The organism is Vallitalea pronyensis (assembly GCF_018141445.1).
GTDB lineage: Bacteria > Bacillota > Clostridia > Lachnospirales > Vallitaleaceae > Vallitalea > Vallitalea pronyensis.
In genome coordinates, this window is sequence record NZ_CP058649.1 from 831080 (window position 1) to 853781 (window position 22702).

Sequence of the window (22702 nt, forward strand, 5' to 3'; positions counted from 1 at the left end):
TCATATGAGACTAAAAAGAGCAACACCAAAACATGATTCAAAAACCAATAAAGTCATTGTACCGTTATCGGATTCATTGGATACAAATATTCAAAATTTTGAAGAGCTATTTAAAGACTGTGGCGATATTGTTAAGCGTAAATTTCCCATAGGAAAAAAGAAACAAATATGGGCCTACATTGCTTATATTGATGTCATGATTGATAGACGCGTGATTGAAGAATCCGTGTTAGAACAGTTGATTATTCAAGTAAGAGGGGTGCCAGAGGATCTTGAGAATACGGACGATGATCCTTTTGCTTTTGTTAAAGATGGTGGCCTTGCTACGGCTGATTTAAAAGAAGTCAATACCATGGACGATATAACACTAGCTGTCTTGTCAGGGGATACCGTTGTCATGATAGATGGTTATGAAAAAGCCATTGTGGTAGCGACCAAGGGATTTCCCAATCGAGGGGTTCAACCACCAGATACGGAAAGTGTTATTCGTGGTTCTAAAGAAGGTTTCTCAGAAGCTTTACGTATTAACACTGTTTTGATACGACGGCGTATTAGAGATACTAAGTTGAAAGTCAACCAAATTCAATTGGGTACAAGAACCCGAACAGATATAGCTGTTATGTATATTGATGATTTGGTACGGCCTCAGATATTGAAAGAGATTGAGCAGCGATTAAGTTATTTTAATATTGATAGTGTGTTAGAGAGCGGCACCTTGGAGCAGATGATTGAAACAGAGTGGTATTCACCCTTTCCTCAGACCCAAGTCACCCAACGGCCCGATAAAGTAGCTTCAGCATTATTGGAAGGGCGGGTTGCTATTGTCGTGGATAATACGCCTTTTGTACTCATATTGCCCACAACCATGAATTGTTTTTTTCAGTCAGCAGAAGATTATTATCAGCGTTGGTATGTAATGAGTTTTGTGCGTATTCTGAGATACTGTGCGGCCTTTTTATCTTTTGCTATACCTGGGTTTTATATTGCTTTAACCACTTTTCATCCTGCCATGATTCCGACACCGCTGACGTTTTCCATTGCGGCGGCTAGGGAAGGGGTACCCTTTCCCGCATTGATTGAAGTGTTGATTATGGAGCTGGCCTTTGAACTACTAAGAGAGGCAGGTGTTCGATTACCAGCACCGATTGGAAATACCATTGGTATAGTCGGTGGTATTATCGTAGGGCAGGCGGTGGTACAAGCAAATCTTGTGAGCCCGATTATCGTTATTATTGTGGCGTTAACAGCTATTTCATCCTTTGCCATTCCAAGTTATTCCCTTACTTCGGCTTTTAGGATGATTAAATATTTGATTATTCTTTTATCGTCCCTATTAGGTTTCTATGGTTTTTGGGTTGGTATTCTTATCGTATTAACACATCTTGTTTCCCTTAAGAGTGTCAATGTCCCTTATTTATCACCATTTGTAGCCAGGGATATCCATCGCAGTGATCTGAATGATGCGCTGATACGTATGCCTACATTTATGAATCGACTAAGACCCATATTTGTTAAACCGAATAGTCAGGTTAAGGTAAGGATGGATATAAAAGAAAAAGGAGAAAATAATGTTTTCACAAAACAATAAAGTATCCATAAGGCAGATTAAGATACTTATTATTCTAAATTTGTTTAGTAATACCAGTTTAATATTGCCACGATTAGCATCGGAGATAGCAGCTGAAGATGGATGGATTATCGTCATTGGTGGTGCCATTGTTTCATTGGTGTATGTGTGGGTGATAACGTCCCTTATAAAGCTGTTTCCCAGACAAGATATCCTATCCTACACAGAACTTATATTCTCAAGACCTGTAGCGGTTATTATAGGCATTCTATTTGCTATAAAACTTGTTATATTAGCTGGACTTGAGATCAGGGTTTTTGGTGAATTGGTTAAACAAACACTGCTTCGTGATACCCCCATTGAAATCATTGTGATTACCATGCTTTTTGTGGTAGCTTACTTAACGAGAAAAGGCTTTGAAGCACGTGCTAGAATGGCTGAATTACTTATATTCGTGGTCATTATTCCACTGGTGCTGATTTTCTTATTCACCATACCCGATATTGAGATTTATCATATTTCCCCTATTTTTATGATGGATATGAAGACTTTTGCTTATGGCAGTTTAATCATGTCCATGATCTATTCGGGACTTGAATTATTATTGTTATCGGCACCTTTTGTGAATAAGCCTAAACGTATTCCAAAAGCGGCATTGACCAGTGTCATATTTGTGGCTGTACTTAATGGCACCATCTGTCTATTAACCATCGGTACATTTGGACCCATAGAAACATCCAGACAGCTATGGCCGGTGATGTCCATCATGCAGACCATACATTTACCAGGGTCCCTTATTCAAAGACAGGATGCATTGATGGTCAGTTTTTGGATAATGACTGTTTTTCTACTGATTAATGCCTATTTGTTCTTCTCCACCCATCTGTTGAAAAAAGTAACCCGATTAAAAGAGCAAAATTTTCTTGTGCTGCCATTGCTGCCAATTGTGTATTTAATATCCCTTATGCCGGATAATATTGTGGAAACTTATGATTGGCTAAGGATTATGACACGGTATGTAAGTATCCTATTCTTACTGCCAATTCCTCTTATTCTTTTAATTGGCGCTAAGTTAAAGGGATTAGGTGAGCAAGCAAATAAAAAAGAAGTCAGTTAAATGGTGATGAGCATGTTTTCCTGCTATGTCAGATAGATAACAGGAGAGGAGGTAGAAGATTGAAGGTAAAAGTCAGTATAATAATACTTTTATGTGGTCTGTTATTAACCGGCTGCTGGGATAAGGTTGAGATGAATGATCGGGCTTATGTGATTAGTCTTGCTTTAGACGATCTAGGTGATTTATTGGAAGTAACTTATACCATTCCTAACTTACCCGTTATCACCTCTCAGGGTGGTGGAGAGGCCACTAAATTTGTCAAAACAACCAAGTCAAGAACATTGGTTGAAGCCAACCGTAATTTCGGAAAAAAGTCAAATTTACGTTTAAACTTTGATCATGCGAAAGTGGTTATTTTTGGGAAGGATTTTCTTGAAGACGATCAAAATCTGAGAAAAGTATTGGATCATTTTGATCGGAATCCAGAGTATTCCAAAGCCTTGTTACTGCTTGCTACAAAAGCCAGTGGAAAATCTCTTTTAGAATCCGTTCCTAACGGTGAGGAGACGACAGGTATCTATTTATCACAGGTTTTTGTGAACAATAGTCAGGAAACAATAACAGCCAAAACCATTGAACTAAGTGATTTTATTACAGAGATGCATAGCAATGACGGCAACGGTGTTATGCCTAATATTGTATTTCAGGATAATGAAGTGATTGTAAAAGGCTTAGCAGTCATTAAAGATTATGGCCTTACGGGATGGATGGAAGAGGAACATGTGACGCCATACGGCTGGGTATTGGGCAAAGGCAGACATTCTGTGGTGGTTGCTGACATGGAAGGTGTCCTTGTGCCCTATAAAATAAGCGAACTGCATACGAATATGCGTTTTAGTCTTGAGGATGGTCTTTTAACGATTCGTATTCACATTAAGAGTGAAGGGGATGTGGCGGAATTTATCTTTGAAGATCATGATAAATTATTTCGCAATACCTATATCGATGAATTAGAACAAGCCATAGCTGAGCAGATGGTCAGTCAGGTTGATGACTTGATGGATGTTCTTCAAGATGATTATGGTATTGACATTATTGGTGCTTCTAATCAGTTAAAAATGGAAAATAGAGAAATATGGCGTGACACCAAATCCGATTGGCAAAATTTTTTTAGCGGCGCCTCCATCATTGTGGAATCGGATGTGAACATACGTCGAATCGGTTTGTCCAAGTAGATGGTATAATTCTATTGTATAAAGGATGTTTAAGTCGCGTTGAAACCTAATCGTCTATGAATAAATTCATCAAGAACTGGCAACAATAGAAATACAAGGTTATGGTATAAAAACAGTTATTATATTTTTTATACTAGGAATCAAAAATCATGTTGGGGGATGGAATAATGAAGGTGAATAGGATGAGGGTATTAAGTCGAAGAGGTTTATATAGAACGTATATATTATCCATATTATTAGTGGTTCTTATGGTGAGTGCTGTGGTCTATGACTATGAGAAGAATGCTTCAAAAGCAGCTGTTCTTGAAGGTATATCTGATAGCTTAATCCGGTTTCATGTGATTGCCAATAGCGATACAGATGAGGACCAGAGATTGAAACTGCAGGTTAGAGATGCGGTGCTTGATAAAATGACAGGCATTCTTAGTGAATCAAAAAATATTGAAGAGACGAGACAATTGATTTATGATCACATGGATAGCATGAAAGACATTGCCAGTGGTATCATCACAGATTATGGCTATGCTTATTCAGTAAATATATCCTTGAAATTAGAACAATTTCCACTAAAAGCTTACGGTGACATCATATTGCCACCAGGTAAGTATGAAGCTTTGCTAATTGAGATTGGTGAAGCAAAAGGAAAAAATTGGTGGTGTGTCATGTTTCCACCACTATGTTTCGTGGATGTTACCCGTGGCGTTGTACCAGAAGCCACGAAAGAAACTCTTAAAAATGTTCTAACGGATGAGGAATATAAAACCGTTGTTATAGCCGATGCAAAAGAAGATGTACCCGTTAAAGTGAAGTTCAAATTTTTAGAATGGTTGAACTTTAATAAAAAGAAGCAGCAAGAACCCGATTCAAACAAAGTGTTTGTACAACTAGACGAAAGTAAAAAATGACCATAAAGGTATATCATTAGGTATTTTGTAAGTGTTAGCTTATGAGATACCTTTTTTATTCTTATCAGAAAGTCCTCTGAATTTAGCATATGAAATAGAAGCGTTTTCATATGCGTCAATGAAACTTTCCTAACAGACAAATCCGCTCTGCGGAACGAGGCGTAGCCTCTTTTGTTCTGTTATTAGAAAACACATATTCTATGTTCGTACAAGATAAATAAGGGGGTTGACGTGTATCTTTCTAAAAGGTATACTATAAGTATACTAAATAAACTAACAGTTACCTAAGGAGGATATATGAAAAAATTGCTGCAAAAAAAGAGTGTAAAAATAACCCTAATCATCATACTGGTATTAGGGGCCATCTATACATTTTTATATGTAAGAGCCATTAATGAAAGGACGGCACTTATACATTCAGATGATGTTCAGATTATGTGTACCGATGAGCATCAATCACCTTACACTACAATCCATGTAACAAAGGGAAAGCGATATGCAGGTCTTTCTACAGGCATATTCAAGTTCGTTGTCACACCACAAATGGCTATATGGACAGAAGACATGGATGGCAATTATCTGGAGACCTTGTATGTGACAAAAAAAGTAGCTACCATTAATCGACAATCAGCTTTACCCATCTATATGGATACCCTTTCAAAAGAAGGATTATCTGTGGATAGCGTATCCAGTGCAAGTGCTTCCATCAATACCACCACCATTCGTCAAGAAGTGGATAACAGGCAAACACAACAATTCAAGGTTTATATGGAAATTAATAACTCATTCGATTATAATGCTACTTATAAGCAAAACTTACCCAAAGAAGACCCTGGTTACAACACAGGTTATTGTGGACAGCCTGCCGTTGTGTATTTAGCTCATGTGGACTTAGAAGACAAAACACATTATACATTAGAGCCAATAGGACATAGTGATCCAACAGGCGAAAGCCCAGAGCTCTTTCAAGAACTTGAATCCATACAAGAAGCTTTGCAAATAGTGGATAAAGTTGAGATTGTGTTTGAGTAAAAGATTGAGAGGTATACAACCATGGGAACACGAGTGGAAAGAGAAAAATTAGCAAGACGCAAGGGTATCATTGATAGTGCTGAGCGGTTGTTTGAGCGCAAAGGCTATGAACAAACCACAATGGATGAAATAGCAAAAGAAGCGGAATTTACTAAAAAAACCATCTATAAATATTTTGTGAGTAAACAGGAAATATATTATGAGATTGCTTACCGAGCGTTTAAAGCCCTAAAAGAATATACAGATGATATTGTTCTTTTTTTGGATATGAATGGGTACGACAAGATGGCTGTCTTCGCTGAGCGTTATTTGGAGTTCTTAAATAAGCATACACTCTATTCAAACATCATGTTGGAAATGAATCCTAAGCCTGTCCAATTAAATCCAGAAGAAAAAAAGATATTTCAACAAACAGAGGATATAGCAGATAAAATTATTTTTGTTAACATTGTAGAAGAAGGTATAAAAGACGGCAGTATAAGAACCACTAAGACCGCCTATGAAATGAATTTTATGATATGGGGTGCCATTAATGGTATCATGACAATTGCTAGAAATAAAGAAAAAATAATAGAAGAAGCAGTGGGTAAAAATCGGGATGCTTTTGTGAGAGAAGCCATTCAAGAGATCTTAAACACCTTGAAGGCTTAACAAGCGATTCTTAACCCCTTATACGTTTGAAAGAACAGGAATGAAGACAAGGCATGCTGTTCTTTTTTCTTATGGTCTTACGTGTAAGCATGAGCAATAGAAATATATCCTATTTTATCGCACATGTGAAGTGATGATATAATCCTTATACAAATAACTATTGAATAAACATATGATAAGTTATACAATATAGAAGATAAAAGTAATGGACACGATATTCTCTTAAGGTTTTATCATAATTTAGTCAGGGTAATAATATATTTAATTTTATAGGACAATGGATTACCTATAGAAGTAAGTGTTAAATGAATAAAACATCCGTGTTACACCATGAGGCATACATATTGGGGAATATAGAACGAAGCAGGCATTGGAGTGGAAATGAGGAGGAAATATAGATGAGTAAGAAGAATATAGTTGTTCTTTTTGGCGGGCAGTCTTCTGAGCATGAGATTTCATGTATTTCGGCAGCTACCATCATTAAGAACATGGATCATGATAAATATACCGTATACCCTGTAGGAATAACCAAAGAAGGCAATTGGCGTTTACATGAAGGAACCGTTGATGATTTACCTGAAGACAAATGGGTGAAGGGGAGTGTAAAAGCTTTTCTTAGTCCAGATGCTACAGAAAAAGCACTCTATGTCTTTCGAGAAGATGGTATGTCCAAGGTTACGGTAGATGTTGTTTTTCCAGCACTACATGGGTTATATGGAGAAGATGGCAGCGTCCAAGGATTATTGGAATTAGCTCAGATTCCCTATGTAGGATGCGGTATACTGGCTTCCAGTGTTTCCATGGATAAACTATACACCAAGATTATTGTGGAAAAATTAGGCATTAGGCAAGCGAAGCATGTACCTGTAAATCAAAAGGAAATGGAAAATATTAAAGATGTGGTGGCTAAGATTGAAAAGGAGCTTCCATATCCTGTTTTTGTAAAACCGTCCAACACAGGTTCATCAAAAGGTGTGACGAAAGCGCATAGTCGTGGTGAATTATTTGACGGTCTTGAGTTCGCCATTAAATTTGATACAAAAATAGTAGTAGAGGAAGCCATTGTAGGACGGGAGATTGAATGTGCCGTCTTAGGCAACTATCACCCAAGAGCTTCCAATGTTGGCGAGATCATTGCAGCAGCAGAATTCTACGATTATGATTCAAAGTATAACGATAAAGGATCTGAAACGCTGATAAATCCGGATCTGCCTAAAGAAACAGTGAAGAAGCTTCGTGAATATTCGACGGACATATTTAGAGCAGTTGATGGTAGAGGATTAGCTCGGGTAGACTTTTTTGTAGAAGAAGCTACAGGAGAGGTTGTTTTTAATGAGATTAACACCTTACCAGGTTTTACAAGCATTAGTATGTACCCTATATTATGGGAAGACAAAGGTATTTCCATAAAAGAATTAGTAGAGCGTCTTATTCAATTTGCTTATACCAAATAAACAGGTAACCAATAATAAAATGCATTGAAAATACAGAAGCTATAACCGATAAGGTGTAGACAATCATGTAACAGAGGTGAAGATGTTGACAAAAGATGTCATAGTAGCGATAAAAGGTATTCAAACAGATATGTTTGAAGCAGATGAAATTGAGTTAGTTACCACAGGACAATTTATAGAGAAGAAGAATAAAATATTTATTACGTATATTGATGCCACCCTTGATAAAGATAAAGAGACAAAAACCATTGTAAAATTAAGTGAAGGTCAGGTTTCTATCCAACGTTATGGTGGCGTGAATACCAACATGGTTTTTGAAAAGGATAAAGCCCATATTACCCACTATGAAACACCCTTTGGTGTTTTTGAGATTAATACATTAACCAAAGAGATCAAAGTGGACAGGCAAGATGATTACATGGAAATTAATGTGGCTTATAACCTAAGCATTAATCATATGTCCATGGGCATTAATACATTTACCATTACCGTAAAGAATGCTAAATCTGAAAATTTCTTTCTGATGGATGATCAAGTCATGCATGTGGAAAGTGAAGATTTTAATCATTAGGCATGTTATCTCTTATAAGGAAGTTCTCCGTATTTTAGCATATAGAAAAGTGTTTTCATATGCGTCAGGGATACTTTCTTAACGAAACAACTTGATAAAGGGAGGATATGGATGAAAAAGTACAAAGGATTAGTCATTGGCTTGGTATTGGGCGTTCTATTGAGTGCAACATCCACGGCGTTTGCTGGTAATATAATGGAAACCATCCATGTATTGTTGAATAAAGTCAACATTGCCATTAATGATGAACTTGTGGGAAGACAAGGTGAGCATTATACACTTGATAACGGTGAAGAAGTGCCCATGAGTATCTCCTATAAGAATACCACTTATCTACCTATTAGGAAGGTTGCAGAGATTCTTGGCAGCCAAGTTAAGTGGGAACAAGCAACAAAAACAATTCATATTATAGGAAAAGAAATAACTCAGATAGAGGATAAGGTTAAGCCAGAAGTTACGGCTGTCAGCAACATGGGAAACCATAGGATCGAGATTACCTTTAGTGAAGAAGTTGATCAAGAGACGGCTGAAGACATAGCTAATTATAAACTGGCAAAAAAAGAAATTGAACATCTCATGGTGAAGTATAAGGATGACACGAAACTTGTTATTACAAAAGCAATTCTAGATGCAAGCAAAAAGAAAGTGGTCCTCATGACAGAGGAAGAAAGACAATGGTTCTTTGCAATAGAAGTGAACGGTATCAAGGATGTATCAGGTAATGTGATGGACACCTATTCAGATGGCTTCGTCACATCAGCAGCTGTGGATTCAGATATGTTAGATATTGAGATGGTGTCGAATACCATTATCACCTTCACATTTCATGTACCTGTTAATGAGGAAACTGTCACCAATAAGGCAAATTATGTGATAACCAGCAATTTTTCCAAAGACAATAAGCTTGCCATTAAGGACATTGTCTATGATGCTGAATTAAAAAAAGTAACCATAACAACAGATGAAATAAAACTATTTGTTATCTATCAATTAGAGTTATTTAATATAAAGGACATTCATGGAGAACCTGTGTATCCCACCCAAGGCAGGTTTGGAGAATTACCCCAGCTTTAATAGAAAGAATAGAATACCATATACATATTGTTTAAAATTATTGTAAAAGGTACAAGACAATGTGGTATATGCATAAATCATGGAGGAGCTTTATGAAGATTAGAAAAGCCATTATACCAGCAGCAGGGTTGGGAACAAGATTCTTGCCTGCTACCAAAGCACAGCCAAAGGAAATGTTGCCTATTGTTGATAAACCAACAATTCAATACATTGTTGAAGAAGCTGTTAATGCTGGTATCGAAGAAATCATCATTGTGACAGGACGTAATAAGCGGTCCATTGAAGACCATTTTGATAAGTCCATTGAATTGGAGTTGGAGCTAGAAAAGAAAGGGAAAGAAGATCTATTAGACATTGCCAAAAGTGTATCTGAAATTGCTAATATCCATTATATTAGACAAAAAGAACCTCGAGGATTAGGGCATGCTATTTTAATGGCGAAACATTTTATTGGAAACGAGCCTTTTGCGGTGTTATTAGGGGATGATGTGATTGTTTCACAGAAGCCTTGTTTGCAACAAATGATTGATGTATACAGTGAGTACAGAACATCCATTCTTGGTGTTCAACAAGTACCAGAATCTGATGTGAATAAATACGGAATTGTCAATGGCAAAATCATTGAGGAACGGGTGTATAAGGTGAAGGACCTGGTTGAAAAGCCAGCATGTGAAGATGCCCCATCCAATATAGCCATTCTTGGCCGCTATATTATTACACCCAGTATATTTGAATACCTTGAGACACAAGGTGAAGGCGCTGGCGGTGAGATACAACTAACAGATTCACTTAGACGATTAGCAGTAGAAGAAGCTATCTATGCTTATGACTTTATCGGCAAACGCTATGATGTTGGTAATAAAATGGGATTCTTACAAGCTACTGTAGAATTTGCCCTCAGAAGGGATGAGCTTAGAGATGAATTCCTTCAATATTTGCAGCAAACAGTGAACCAAGTAGACCAAGTACTTCAAATTGATTAAATAAAAATTATATAGAGAACATATGAATAACTAGACAATCTCATGAGCTGTATGATGAATGAGATTGTCTTTTTTTGTGCCAAATGAAAACCCATATAGGCATATCTTTGTAAATGTCGTCTAATTCATAGGGTTTCATTTGAAAAACTTGCAATTAAGAAAGTTACAAAATCACCAAGTAGGATTGACAAGAATTTGAAATATTGGTTATAATTCATGTATAATATGTATGTGGGTGTGTAAAAGTTAAGGGTTATATGACAAGTTGGGCTACAATAAATCTAAAAATTGCTGGGGGATTTCTATTATGGACTATAATATTACAATTTGTGATGATGAAGCCATTCAAGGTGACATTGTAGAAAGAATGGTGTTAGAGGGTGCTGCAAGGTTAAATATCCGTGCCAACATTTATAAGTTTTTATCGGGGAAGGAACTGATGCTTTATTTGAATGCCCACAATACCCAGATGCATATCGCATTCTTGGATATGGAGATGGAAGGTATGGATGGCATACAGCTGGCCAGAGCCATTAAAACATGTTGTGAGGATGTGCTCATTATCTTTGTCACAGGTTATAAGGATTATGTATTTGATGTTTTTGAACTCGGTACCTTTAGATATCTGTTAAAACCTGTTCAACCTAAGGTATTTACGAAGGCTTTTGAGGATGCTATTCATGCTTGGAACAAACATCATCTCCCAATGGAGGATGAGTTCTTAATTATTAACAAGAACAAAGAGAAGATTATGATTAAGTATAGCAGTATACGTTATCTTGAAAAGTATAAAAATAAGATTTTGGTTAAAACGGATAATGAGGATATTGAGTTCTATGGGACGTTTAGTGAATTGAATTATCTCCTGGAAGGCACGTGTTTTATTAAAGTGCATCAAGGTTATATTGCAAATATGGACAAGATTGAGTTGATTACATCAAAAGAAGTCCTTTTGAAAGATGGTAGCCGCATACCCGTTAGCAGAAGAAATGCTAAAGAAATTCGAGATAATTTCTTAAGTCGAATGAGGGTGTCCATATGATTTGGTATTTTATAGAGTATTTTATTGATATAGTAGAAGCCATTACCATTATTATTTTTTTGAATGGTATTTACAAAAAACGGTACAAATCAGCTAGTACATATTTTATAGGAGGATTTATGCTGACAAATATTATTTTTGGATTTAACTATCTGGCTAAACATTCCAGACATCCTGTCCAGTGTACGTCTATAACAATGATTATTCTACTGTTTGTCGTTGTTTATTGGCTGTATAAAGAACCTTTACATCGTTTGCTGATTAGTTATATTGGCTTATTGATTTTTATTATTGCAATTGAGGGCATTGTATTATCCTTACTGAGTATTGCATTTAAACAATCACCTGGTTTTTTCGCAGAGCAAAATATTTTTCGAGTAGTGGGTATGTTTACATCCAAACTATTAATTTTCTTAATCGTTATCATGTTCATTAGCTTTGGATTAAAGAATGGGAGGCTGATTGTTAAGAAAAGAATTATACTTGAAATTGTCGTTTTATTTTCAATCAATCTTAGTATTATGATCAGTATTTTACCTGTGTATAAAAATATATTGTATGTGCATGATGAGAATGGTTTTATTGCGGGAATAGTTATATTGGGTTTAGGCTTTATTAATATACTATCCCTACTCATCTACCTTAGAATTATTCGGCAAGCCCATCATGATATTGATTTGCAATTGCGATTGCAGCAATATGACATGCAATCCAAGTATTTAGATGAGATTAATTATGCTACCATGAAATTAAGAAGTCTGAGACATGACATGTCCAATCACTTGGGTAATGTACAGGGTCTGGTAAGATATAAAGAATATGACAAACTAGAAGAATACTTGAGTAAGCTGTTGACGGATATTGAAGATGTTGATCAAATGATTATAACGCGAAATCCTGCCATATCTGCTTTGCTTAACCGGAAGAAAACTTTAGCAGATAAGCATGATATACATTGTTCCATGAACATACAATACATGGATGAGATTCTTATGGATGACCTGGATCTCTGTATCGTTTTAGGGAATATATTGGATAATGCTATAGAAGCAAGTCTTAAACTGGAGCAAAAGGATCGCTATATAAAGATTGATATTCGGAATATAGAAAAATACATTATCATTGATTGCGTCAATAGAATCGCTGTGAATTCTAAATCTACACTTCAAACCACCAAAGATAATAAGATATTGCATGGCATTGGTTTATCCAATGTGAAGCAGATTGTTAAAAAATATCATGGCAGTATTGATATATCCTCCATAAAAGATTACTTTACAATAACCATCACCATGTATAATGATACACTAGATAATAGCAGTTCATAAGTAACTGCTGTTTTTTTGTTCATAAAATTTCTCTTAAATTAGTGGTTTGCTTGCTGCTCATCATGAAGATTTTGTACCGAGACAATACTTCATGAAATTATAAATATACAATAAAATCATAGAATATGCTACCAAATATCATGAGATAACAACCAAAAGTCATATGCATATTGAATTGTTGGTTTATTTGTGTAAAATAATAATTAGAAGAGGGGGATATATGTGATATACAAACTTTCAACCAAGATATCAGACAAGCTTGTGAAGAAAGGTATAATACAAGAAGATGATATAGAAGTGTATAATTACGGATTTGAAATTATAATATCATCTCTCTTAATATTTTTGGGTATGATGACTTTGGGGATTGTCTTTAAATGTATAATAGAAGTAATTATATTTATGGCGTTTTTCTGTTTGTTGCGGATACAGGCAGGAGGATACCATGCAAAAACCCATCTACAATGCTTTAGTTTCTTTGCATTATCTTGTTTCTTTGCAATTGTCATAAGCCGTTTATTATTGGGATATGATAAAAATTATGTGATTATGATGCTTGTACTGATTGAATCTTGTATTATTATTATGTCCTATGCACCGGTTGATACCGAGAACAAGCCATTAAATGATTCCGAAAAAATTAACTATAAGAGTAAAAGTATTGTTACAGTTGTAGTTCAGACGAGTATTATACTTATTATGAGAAGCTTATATAGTGGATTTCAAGTGTATTATATGGTTGCTGCTATTGCTATTCTCATTGAATCAGTAACGGTGCTGCCAATAATAAATAAAAGAAGGAAGCGGGGTCAAAACATGTTAACAAGTATCAACAAGAAGATTGGGTCACAGGTATTAGGTTTAATTGGTTTACTTGGCGTTGCTGTAGCTTCACTATCTATTCAAACAGCGTGTATTTGGTTTTTTAATCAGCCAAAGGTTCCTGATAAACTAAGGAAAAATGACTAATAACGTGCGTAAAGCAATTTAAGTTGGACAAGTGGTATACTCATATATGTATGTTATCTAACCCTTAGCGGATAATGTATGTGTAACAGGCCTTGTGCCGCTTGGCAGGCTTAAGAGCTACAAGTTTTTTCCTTTTAAATATGGATGTCTCATCCATATTTTTTTTGTGTCCAATAACCCATAGCAATGTATCTGTAGATGAACCTATATGGGAGAATTTGTGGCTAGGTTATTGTACTCAATGAACTAAGTATAAATGAAGGGATCATCTAAATGTAGGTCAGTCATTGGTCCTAATTAAGGCGTAAAAATGTCGGATTTTTAATTATACACTTCCAAGACACTATAATTTTAATCCCATTTTTCCGATATATTATGATATAATATTGGATAGACTTGTGCAATTTACATGATTTTTCCTTATATGAGAAAATAGGGTGAAAATTAGTGGAGTTATGGCACAAAATACGCAAACGGAGGATTGGGTAAATGAAAAAGCTTGTTACGTACATATGTGTGTTGACGCTTATGCTATCGTCCATAGCTGTTAACGCTGCAACAGATCCTGGGATACTAAAAGAACAGGTTCAAAATGTTTATGTGGCTAAGTCAGGAGCAAAAGCCATTATTGAAAATCTTAAGTTTTCAGATGTGACACCAAATAGTTGGGCTGTTGAACCCATTATGCGGTTTGGAGCCCTTGAAGTTATAAAAGGGTACAATGAAAGAGGTAGAAAAGCCTATCGGCCAAAAGCAAACATTACCAATGAGGAATCCTTAGCTGTTCTATTAAGAGTACTTGGTATGGAAGCAGAAGCACAACAAGCAGGTTATCAATTGCTGACAGATAATCCGGATTTACCAGACCATGTGTTAACTTTGTGGACAAAAGGCTACTTACAATTGGCCACAAACATGGGGCTCATCACCCAAGATGATTTAGATGATGCCCTTATGGAAGAACAAGATGAATTACTGCCAGAAGAGAATTTTATTCGCCGTGGTCCTATCACAAGGGAACAATTGGCTGTATGGCTTGTTAAGGCCATGAATAACAAGGACCCTAATACCATTGCACCTCTATATGAACAGCAAGAGGTCTTTAACTACGGTGATTGGGAAAGGATAGACTCGGAGAATATACCCTATGTAGAAGCAGCTATCCAGAAAAAAATCTTAGTAGGCAGCCACGGACAATTCAACCCAAAAGGTTATGTGACCAGGGAACAAATGGCACAGGTGCTAAAGAACATGGATACCATGGTATACGATACCCTTAATGTGCGATTAGAAGGTGGTATGGTGGCTTATGTAGAAGACAGCAATGTTATGGGAGCAACCAGCAGTAAAGCCAAAAGACGTATTTTTATGCGAGATGAGAGTGGAAACGTTAATGAGGTGGCTTTTGAATATGAAAAAAACGCTAATGATCAGGTATTTACAAAAGACGTTCCTGTACTGATTGATGGTACGGTAGGTGGACTTTTATCCCTTAGAGAAGGGGAATACATAGAATACCTTGTTGAGAAAACCACAAACGAAATGGTGTATGCTTATGGTAAAGGATTAAGTACACCTTATCTCTTAGAAGGGGCGCTTCAACCATTAACGGATATAGAAAACAGCCGTATAACCATTAAGAATGCATCCAATGTGGCCTTTACTTATCCCATAAAAGCAAGCCTTTATAATAAAACAACCCAAAAGCTATGGATGAATGATATGGAAGTAGCCATAGAACATGCACCTATCAGTAAACAGGTAGCACTTACTATTGAGAATAACCTTGTAACCAAGATCAGCACAGTTAAAGGTGAAACATTATTTACAGAAATCAGTGGTATTGTCAAAGAAAATGAACCCCTATTTGGTTATATCACCATCATCACTTGGGATGGCAGGGAACTAACAAAGCATTACAAGAGCAGTATATCTGTTGAAAAACAGCAGTACTATGATACAGAAGATGAAATTGGATATATGGACGAAATGTTTCCAGATTTCAGATTCGACCCTAGAGACAGCGATGTTAACGATATTGAAGCAGGGGACATGGTTTTCATGCGTTTAACGCCAGATGGTAGTGGTATTGTATCCATTAGTGCGAAAACCAACTATATTGTTAAATATGGCACCATCAAATACATGGTACACAATGGGACAGAAGGCATTCGATTGAATGTGGCATTTGATGATCTGAGCACAAGTGTTTTTGACGTACCCGCTAACATTCCTGTTAAAAAAGCTGGTAAGAATCTAACCCAAGGAGACTTAAGAGAAGGACAAGTTATTAAGATGCTGATTAATCAAGCTGTATTTGAGCCTGGTACCATGACAGAGCTGGTAAAAGAAATCCAGATTGATGAATATGGCAATACAATTACCAATGTCTATAAAGGTAAGCTAGGGAACCTGAATGAGGCAGGGCGTAGTCTTACGTTACAAAATACCTATACACTGACAAAAGCAGGTTGGCGGAATTATGAAAAGGCTAAAGTATTGGATATCTCCAATAAGTACATCACTTATTTTCTAGATGGTAAGCAGATTTCACTGGATTATGCCATGAATTATCTGAAGCTGCAAGATATTGATGTGTATGTAGCCATGGAACAATATTATGACGATGAGAAAATCATTAAAGTCAACTTTGGAACAGGTAGAGATCAGATACTTAGTGAAGATAATGTAACCTACTCTAATGGTTTTAATGCTTTCAGAATGTTGAGCAGTACGCAAAATATTCGTACCAATCCTGGTACCATTGTTGTAAAAAACGGCAAGTTGCTGGAAAGCAATAACATTGTAGCACCAGACTATGCACAGGTTGTTCTTAACGGTGCTTATTCAGCAGCTGTGGTGAATATTACACCTGAGCCAAGTCATGCAGGTCTATCTATATTCAGAGGACGTGTGAAAGACATTAATCAACATGTGAACATGACGGTACAGAGCTTCGCCTTGTTAGGGGGCATGAACTGGATCTATTCACCTATCCCACGTGTGTTTAATACGGATTATGACACGGTTATTATGGATAGTAACGGTCTTGTTCCACATGAAGATTTTATTGATTATACGGATAAGACAAAAGTAAATAAGGTATATACCATCATTGCTGATGGAACCAAAGCCAAATACATTGTGGAAAATCCCTACTCCAAAGAAGGCGTAAAGGGAGAAATCTATGAAATAGGGACTGACCATATCAACATAAAAGATACCATTGTCTATCATGTAGCTAACAATCAATGGCAAGATCTAAGTTATACCAATAGTTACGCTAAGATTAACTTAAAAAACAACAGTATCATTGTTAAAAATAACCAAGTCATTACCCCGGATCAGTTAGAAACTGGAGATGTTATCAGGGTATTAACAACAGAATACCTGATCAGTAAGTTAGCCAGTACAGGTGCTAGAGATGTGGACGGTTACATCATATTGGTTGAAAGGTAGCCAAGAGGAGGAAGATGAATGAAAAAGACATTATGGATAACATGCATGTTGCTAGCAGGCATTTTCATAACGGGTATAACAGTAAAGGCAGATGCAGGTGATATCGGGTATTTTGGCGGTATATCAGAAGGAACCAATCTACCTAAAACCATTGAAAAACATGTACCGGTAAAACCCAGTACCAGTAAAACATTACGCTATAAAGAAATGGTCTATATATCAGGGGAACCTCTTATTTTCACTGGCACCATTAAAGTCACAAAAGACGATAGTGACGTACAGACCAAAACAAGTGGAAGCTATACAGAGAAATATGAGATTGATGCAACCAACGCTGAAACCAGTGGCAAACTGGACCGAACCATACAGTTTACTACATCCTTTCGAGTGGTGGAGGGTCACTTTAAAAAGCAGATTGTGACCGATTCTAAAGTAACCAATTGGAATGAAAAAATAACCATTGGCAGTGAAACATACACCCTTAATGATGACTTTTCAACCTTTTCACTAACCACTGTTGAAGATGTCACTCCTGGTGTAAGCTACTATAATACATCCGTCTATTATACAGCTCAGTTTACAACCAATAACAATAAAGAAATAAGCATTAAGAATTATGGGGGCATATACGGTTATAGCCAGCCTTGGTCTAAGGTTGAATCAGGAGAACTTACCATGGAAATTATACGGGATGATTGGCAGATGACTGTCCTGCTTAATCCTTCATTAGAAGCGAAGAAGACCATGTATTATGATAAAACCATACCTTATCCCATAAGTTTTGATGGGACTTATAACCAAAGGCTGGAAAGAGATGCATCACTGAAATACCGTATTAACACATATCATCCAGAACTGACAGAAGCGCAACTAGAAAACAGTACACGCATTGAATCAGCGATACAGATAGAAAAGTTAGTGATTCCTGCTGGACTTGATTTTATAGAAGGTCATTGGGGTGAGGAGGCTATAAAAGAGTTATACAGCTTGGAAGTATTTACAGAAACACCCTATCGCGGCATGGAGGTAGAAGCCATGTATCGAGGTGATTTTGTAAAAGCCATATGTATAGCTATGAACATTGATACGTCCAAGTACACCGATATGAAAAGTGGGGACGAAAAGCCCATTGTTTTTGTGGATGTACCACCAGAGCATCCCCTCTATCCTTATATCATGGCTGCTTATGACGCTAAGCTTATTAATGGTTCAGGTGCTCGGTTTAATGTGGCTGTACCCATACAGAGGCAAGAGGCTTTTGCCATTTATATCCGTGTAATAGGTTTAGAGCGGCTGAGTATTGCGGATCAGCCTGTGACACCTTTCAAAGATGACCATAAGATTTCAGACTGGTCCAGGAAGGCTATTCAGGCAGGTTATAGGCTGGGTATAATTCAAGGGGATTCTGCTGGAAATGTGAATCCTGATAAATGGTTGTCAAAGGTTGAGGCAGGAAAGATTATTAATAATTTAATCGATTTTTTAAGAGAAGATATTACAGAAAGTTTTAGGAAACTCCAGTCATAATAGAACATATTATTTTAGGACGTTTTTATCGTGTAATGGGAGGAAAGTGGCTATGAGAAAATGGCATAAGTACATGCTGACGGTATGCGTAATAACCCTTATGTTGACACCACTACGTGTGTTGGCAACGGATAGTCATGATGCGTATATTGAGGAAAAGGGAGAGGAATTCAAGCGCATGCTTCACTTGCTTACAGAACAGTATGCAGGTGATGAAGTCCATAGAGAAGTTTTATTTAAAGCAGCAATGGATGGTATGTTTGAGGAACTAGATACCTATTCTACATTTTATACAAAAAATCAAAAGGAAGCTTTTATTGAGGCAGTATCAGGTGAGTTTGTTGGCATCGGCGTATACATGGAACTGGATGGTGATTATCCTAAAATTCAGCAGCCCCTTCCCAAATCACCAGCTCTTAAAGCAGGCGTAAAGCCAGAAGATCTGATCATAGCTATTAATGGTGAGAGTACAAAAGGTTTATCCCTTAATGAAGTAGCAAGCAAAGTGAAAGGGAAAGAAGGAACACAAGTAAACATTACCTTTAGAAGAGGTGATGATGAATTTACCTTGGAGCTTACGCGACAGTTGATTAAAATATCTGCCGTAGAGTCAGAAGATATCCAAACACTTTTTCCATCATTAAGTGACAGCAAAGCCCGTCAGATTAATTATATTAAAGTGAACAGCATTAACGAGAATGTAGCAACGGATATGGTGCCCTATGTAGAGAAGGCTAAGAAAAAAGGTGTAAAATACTTAATACTTGATCTAAGGGATAATCTTGGTGGATATGTGGATACAGGTGTTGATCTATGTAATCTTTTGATTCCAAAAGGTCCAGTGCTTCATTTTATCAATAAAGAGGGAAGAAAACACACCTATCGAAGTGAGCTTGAGAAAGCGCCTTTTGAACTTGTCGTTTTAACCAATGAAAACACAGCATCCGCTTCTGAGTTTATTGCTGCTGCTGTGAAAGAATCCGGTATAGGTGTTACCGTGGGCGAAACAACTTATGGAAAAGGTGTGGCTCAGTACATATGGAACTTCTCCAGTGACTATGCATTTAAACTAACCATGGAAGAATTTTTGTCTAGAGATGGCAATAAAATTAATAAGATTGGTGTAACACCGGATTATGAAGTTATCGTTCCTAACCTGATTGTTAGTCCCGAGCGTCTATTTTTAGATGATGAAATGGAAGAAGTGAAGGATGTTGAATTAATTCTTGATTATTTAGGGTATGATATTAATAAGCCAGACTTTGTCTACGATCAGAAAACAGAAAGTGCCATTACCAAGTTTCAAGAGAAGCATCAACTAAGAGCTTATGGCGTAACGGATTATCCAACGCTTGAAATGCTCAATGAGAAATTAGTAGAGCGTATTAATGAAAAAGATATACAATTAGAGAAAGCTTTAGATGTTATTTTGAGCAAAATGAATAAAAATTAAATTGAGTATTGACTATTGCAGCAACTAATAATAAAATAAAGAAGTTGTATAAGTATGACCGAGAGGATATGTGTTAGCATCTATTGATGTGATATCCATAAAAGTACATAATGATTATTAATAAAAAGTAGTAAGAACAAACCTGTTTAGACTACTTTTTATAGTGAGGAATAATCATTCATATATGTTGCAGAGTTAACCCATTAAAGAGGATGTGTTTACATTCTCCTTAAAAAAAAACACGAGGTGAATTGAGAAATGCAAACGAAGTATATTTTTGTTACTGGAGGTGTTGTTTCTGGACTAGGTAAGGGCATCACGGCTGCTTCTCTTGGAAGGCTGTTAAAAGCAAGAGGAAAGAAGGTAACCATTCAGAAGTTTGACCCTTACATCAATATTGATCCAGGTACCATGAGCCCATATCAGCATGGAGAGGTATTTGTTACGGAAGATGGTGCAGAGACAGACCTAGACCTAGGTCATTATGAACGCTTCATTGATGAAAATCTAGGCCAATATAATAATATTACTACAGGTAAGATATATTGGTCCATACTTAACAAAGAACGTAAAGGAGAATTCTTAGGTGCGACGGTTCAAGTCATCCCTCACATTACCAACGCTATCAAAGAGCGTGTATACCGTGTAGGTAAAAGTGGTGGGTCCGACATTGTCATTACTGAAATCGGTGGTACAGTGGGCGATATCGAGAGTTTACCTTTCTTAGAAGCAATTCGCCAAGTGGCGGCAGAAGTTGGACAGGAGAATGTCCTCTATATTCATGTCACCCTTATTCCTTACCTGACAAAGGCAGGGGAGATGAAGACGAAACCCACACAACACTCCGTAAAAGAATTACGCTCAATCGGTATTTTGCCAGATATTCTCGTATGCCGTACAGAACATGAGTTGTCAGAAGAAATGAAAGACAAAATGGCACTGTTCTGCAATGTTAAAAAAGAGTGTGTGATTCAGAACCTTGATGCAGATACCCTCTATGAGGTTCCTCTTATGTTAGAAAAAGAAGGACTTGCTAAGATCGTATGTGAAAAGCTTCAATTAAATTGTAAAGAGCCTGATTTAACAGAATGGAAAGAGATCATTGAACGTGAAATGGCCATGAAGGGGAAAGTTAAGATTGCCCTTGTTGGTAAATACGTGGAACTCCACGATGCCTACATTTCTATCGTTGAATCCTTAAAACATGCTGGTATTTATCATAAAACAAAACTCGAGGTGCTATGGATTAACTCTGAACAAGTGAATGAAAGTAATGTGGTAGATTTCCTTAAAGAAGCAGATGGTATCTTAGTTCCTGGTGGTTTCGGTGATCGTGGTATTGAAGGTAAGATTGCGGCTGTAGGTTATGCCAGAAAGCATAACATTCCTTTCTTAGGTATTTGTTTAGGTATGCAGTGTGCGGTTATTGAATTTGCTCGGGATGTTTTAGGTTATGAAGGTGCTCACAGTTCAGAGCTTGATTCCAATACAAAATATCCTGTTATAGACTTAATGCCAGAACAAAAGGATATTGATGAGTTAGGTGGTACAATGAGACTGGGTGCTTACCCATGTAAAGTAACGGAAGACTCTAATGCGTATAGAGCTTATGATGCAGAACTTATCTATGAGCGACATCGACATCGTTATGAGTTTAATAATGAGTATCGTGATGCGATTACAGGTGCAGGGCTTGATATTGTAGGTGTTTCTCCAGACGATCGTTTAGTGGAAATGGTTGAGATTAAAGATCATCCTTGGTTTGTAGGTGTTCAATTCCACCCTGAGTTTAAATCCAGACCTAATCGTGTGCATCCGTTGTTTAGGGATTTTGTGGGTGCCAGTATAGAAAATATAAAAAAAGGTAAGTAATTTTGAATAAACCATATGGAGTGTTGCATCTAGGGGGGATGTGGGGCTGTGTATGGTTTTTTTGTGGTTTAGATATTTTTTCTTATTATTGGTGTGAGGGTATATTGATTTATTTTTTTGTTAGGTATGGTGGGGATTAGTTGATGGGGGGTGGTTTAGATGTATTGGCTTAGTAAGAGAGGGTAAAACCGGCAACAGGAGTTGAGTGTATACCATATAGGGTGTTCATGCACTCTCGTTGCGTTTGTTGCCTGAGCTGTTTTAAAGGAATGGCAACAAGCCGCAAAAGTCGTGCATGAACACCCTATATGGTATAGGATAGTGGTACCACGATGAAGCCAGTTAAGAGCTGCTTATTGAGTTATAGGGATTTTATTGGTATTTGCTAATGTTTTTTGTAAGGGTTTTTGTAGAGTATATAGTGGGTGGAGGTTGGAAAGTTTTTAAGGGCTTATTGATGCTGTTGTTGTCAATATGTTATACTTTAGATATATAGGATGGGTTTATAATGATAAGGTGTTTT

At 36.8% G+C, this 22702-nt stretch carries 17 protein-coding genes; all 17 read left to right on the forward strand.

Annotated elements, in window-relative coordinates:
- Nucleotides 1-4 precede the first annotated feature (4 nt).
- The 17 genes from HZI73_RS03445 (at nucleotide 5) to HZI73_RS03525 (ending at nucleotide 22179) form a co-directional block, all read left to right on the forward strand.
- Nucleotides 5-1588 carry a spore germination protein gene (locus tag HZI73_RS03445; RefSeq protein ID WP_246552345.1) on the forward strand — a complete coding sequence of 528 codons (1584 nt, stop codon included), beginning with the start codon at nucleotides 5-7 and terminating at the stop codon, nucleotides 1586-1588.
- Nucleotides 1569-2684, forward strand: a complete 1116-nt coding sequence (locus tag HZI73_RS03450; RefSeq protein WP_212696866.1) for a GerAB/ArcD/ProY family transporter — start codon at nucleotides 1569-1571, stop codon at nucleotides 2682-2684. The genes HZI73_RS03445 and HZI73_RS03450 overlap by 20 nt, the downstream gene beginning before the upstream one ends.
- A gap of 59 nt (nucleotides 2685-2743) precedes the next feature.
- Nucleotides 2744-3859 (forward strand): Ger(x)C family spore germination protein, encoded by a 1116-nt coding sequence (locus tag HZI73_RS03455; protein ID WP_212696867.1) that lies wholly within the window; start codon nucleotides 2744-2746, stop codon nucleotides 3857-3859.
- 167 nt (nucleotides 3860-4026) lie between these two features.
- On the forward strand, nucleotides 4027-4764 hold the full coding sequence (gene spoIIR, locus HZI73_RS03460; RefSeq protein WP_212696868.1) for a stage II sporulation protein R: 738 nt from the start codon (nucleotides 4027-4029) through the stop codon (nucleotides 4762-4764).
- Nucleotides 4765-5061: 297 nt separating this feature from the next.
- Nucleotides 5062-5796, forward strand: coding sequence for a hypothetical protein (locus HZI73_RS03465; RefSeq protein WP_212696869.1), 735 nt, complete (start codon nucleotides 5062-5064; stop codon nucleotides 5794-5796).
- Between the two features lie 21 nt (nucleotides 5797-5817).
- Complete coding sequence (locus tag HZI73_RS03470; protein ID WP_212696870.1) at nucleotides 5818-6447, forward strand: TetR/AcrR family transcriptional regulator; 630 nt, start codon at nucleotides 5818-5820, stop codon at nucleotides 6445-6447.
- Between the two features lie 398 nt (nucleotides 6448-6845).
- Nucleotides 6846-7901 carry a D-alanine--D-alanine ligase family protein gene (locus HZI73_RS03475; protein ID WP_212696871.1) on the forward strand — a complete coding sequence of 352 codons (1056 nt, stop codon included), beginning with the start codon at nucleotides 6846-6848 and terminating at the stop codon, nucleotides 7899-7901.
- Between the two features lie 82 nt (nucleotides 7902-7983).
- Nucleotides 7984-8472, forward strand: a complete 489-nt coding sequence (locus HZI73_RS03480) for a DUF1934 domain-containing protein (RefSeq protein ID WP_212696872.1) — start codon at nucleotides 7984-7986, stop codon at nucleotides 8470-8472.
- 111 nt (nucleotides 8473-8583) lie between these two features.
- Nucleotides 8584-9546 (forward strand): stalk domain-containing protein, encoded by a 963-nt coding sequence (locus tag HZI73_RS03485; RefSeq protein ID WP_212696873.1) that lies wholly within the window; start codon nucleotides 8584-8586, stop codon nucleotides 9544-9546.
- Nucleotides 9547-9638: 92 nt separating this feature from the next.
- A complete protein-coding gene (gene galU / locus HZI73_RS03490; RefSeq protein ID WP_212696874.1) occupies nucleotides 9639-10529 on the forward strand; it encodes a UTP--glucose-1-phosphate uridylyltransferase GalU in 891 nt (296 codons plus the stop codon).
- A 307-nt stretch (nucleotides 10530-10836) separates the two neighbouring features.
- Complete coding sequence (locus HZI73_RS03495; protein WP_212696875.1) at nucleotides 10837-11571, forward strand: LytR/AlgR family response regulator transcription factor; 735 nt, start codon at nucleotides 10837-10839, stop codon at nucleotides 11569-11571.
- The gene (locus HZI73_RS03500) at nucleotides 11568-12899 is read left to right on the forward strand and encodes a sensor histidine kinase (protein WP_212696876.1); all 1332 of its coding nucleotides are present in this window, start codon (nucleotides 11568-11570) and stop codon (nucleotides 12897-12899) included. Before HZI73_RS03495 ends, HZI73_RS03500 begins: the two co-directional genes overlap by 4 nt.
- Nucleotides 12900-13121: 222 nt before the next feature.
- The gene (locus tag HZI73_RS03505; RefSeq protein WP_212696877.1) at nucleotides 13122-13868 is read left to right on the forward strand and encodes an AgrD family cyclic lactone autoinducer peptide; all 747 of its coding nucleotides are present in this window, start codon (nucleotides 13122-13124) and stop codon (nucleotides 13866-13868) included.
- A gap of 489 nt (nucleotides 13869-14357) precedes the next feature.
- The gene (locus HZI73_RS03510; RefSeq protein ID WP_212696878.1) at nucleotides 14358-17327 is read left to right on the forward strand and encodes an S-layer homology domain-containing protein; all 2970 of its coding nucleotides are present in this window, start codon (nucleotides 14358-14360) and stop codon (nucleotides 17325-17327) included.
- Between the two features lie 18 nt (nucleotides 17328-17345).
- Nucleotides 17346-18854: an S-layer homology domain-containing protein gene (locus HZI73_RS03515; RefSeq protein ID WP_212696879.1), complete on the forward strand. Its 1509-nt coding sequence runs from the start codon at nucleotides 17346-17348 to the stop codon at nucleotides 18852-18854.
- A 52-nt stretch (nucleotides 18855-18906) separates the two neighbouring features.
- A complete protein-coding gene (locus HZI73_RS03520; protein WP_212696880.1) occupies nucleotides 18907-20307 on the forward strand; it encodes a S41 family peptidase in 1401 nt (466 codons plus the stop codon).
- Between the two features lie 258 nt (nucleotides 20308-20565).
- A complete protein-coding gene (locus HZI73_RS03525; protein ID WP_212696881.1) occupies nucleotides 20566-22179 on the forward strand; it encodes a CTP synthase in 1614 nt (537 codons plus the stop codon).
- Nucleotides 22180-22702: the final 523 nt, after the last annotated feature.

Bases quoted from the DNA above. Each gene is read 5' to 3' on its own strand.
- spoIIR (WP_212696868.1), top strand. From the start codon at position 4,027: ATGAAGGTGAATAGGATGAGGGTATTAAGTCGAAGAGGTTTATATAGA.
- HZI73_RS03510 (WP_212696878.1), top strand. From the start codon at position 14,358: ATGAAAAAGCTTGTTACGTACATATGTGTGTTGACGCTTATGCTATCG.
- HZI73_RS03495 (WP_212696875.1), top strand. From the start codon at position 10,837: ATGGACTATAATATTACAATTTGTGATGATGAAGCCATTCAAGGTGAC.
- galU (WP_212696874.1), top strand. From the start codon at position 9,639: ATGAAGATTAGAAAAGCCATTATACCAGCAGCAGGGTTGGGAACAAGA.
- HZI73_RS03485 (WP_212696873.1), top strand. From the start codon at position 8,584: ATGAAAAAGTACAAAGGATTAGTCATTGGCTTGGTATTGGGCGTTCTA.
- HZI73_RS03450 (WP_212696866.1), top strand. From the start codon at position 1,569: ATGTTTTCACAAAACAATAAAGTATCCATAAGGCAGATTAAGATACTT.
- HZI73_RS03470 (WP_212696870.1), top strand. From the start codon at position 5,818: ATGGGAACACGAGTGGAAAGAGAAAAATTAGCAAGACGCAAGGGTATC.
- HZI73_RS03445 (WP_246552345.1), top strand. From the start codon at position 5: ATGAGACTAAAAAGAGCAACACCAAAACATGATTCAAAAACCAATAAA.
- HZI73_RS03475 (WP_212696871.1), top strand. From the start codon at position 6,846: ATGAGTAAGAAGAATATAGTTGTTCTTTTTGGCGGGCAGTCTTCTGAG.
- HZI73_RS03520 (WP_212696880.1), top strand. From the start codon at position 18,907: ATGAGAAAATGGCATAAGTACATGCTGACGGTATGCGTAATAACCCTT.
- HZI73_RS03465 (WP_212696869.1), top strand. From the start codon at position 5,062: ATGAAAAAATTGCTGCAAAAAAAGAGTGTAAAAATAACCCTAATCATC.
- HZI73_RS03500 (WP_212696876.1), top strand. From the start codon at position 11,568: ATGATTTGGTATTTTATAGAGTATTTTATTGATATAGTAGAAGCCATT.
- HZI73_RS03525 (WP_212696881.1), top strand. From the start codon at position 20,566: ATGCAAACGAAGTATATTTTTGTTACTGGAGGTGTTGTTTCTGGACTA.
- HZI73_RS03515 (WP_212696879.1), top strand. From the start codon at position 17,346: ATGAAAAAGACATTATGGATAACATGCATGTTGCTAGCAGGCATTTTC.
- HZI73_RS03480 (WP_212696872.1), top strand. From the start codon at position 7,984: ATGTTGACAAAAGATGTCATAGTAGCGATAAAAGGTATTCAAACAGAT.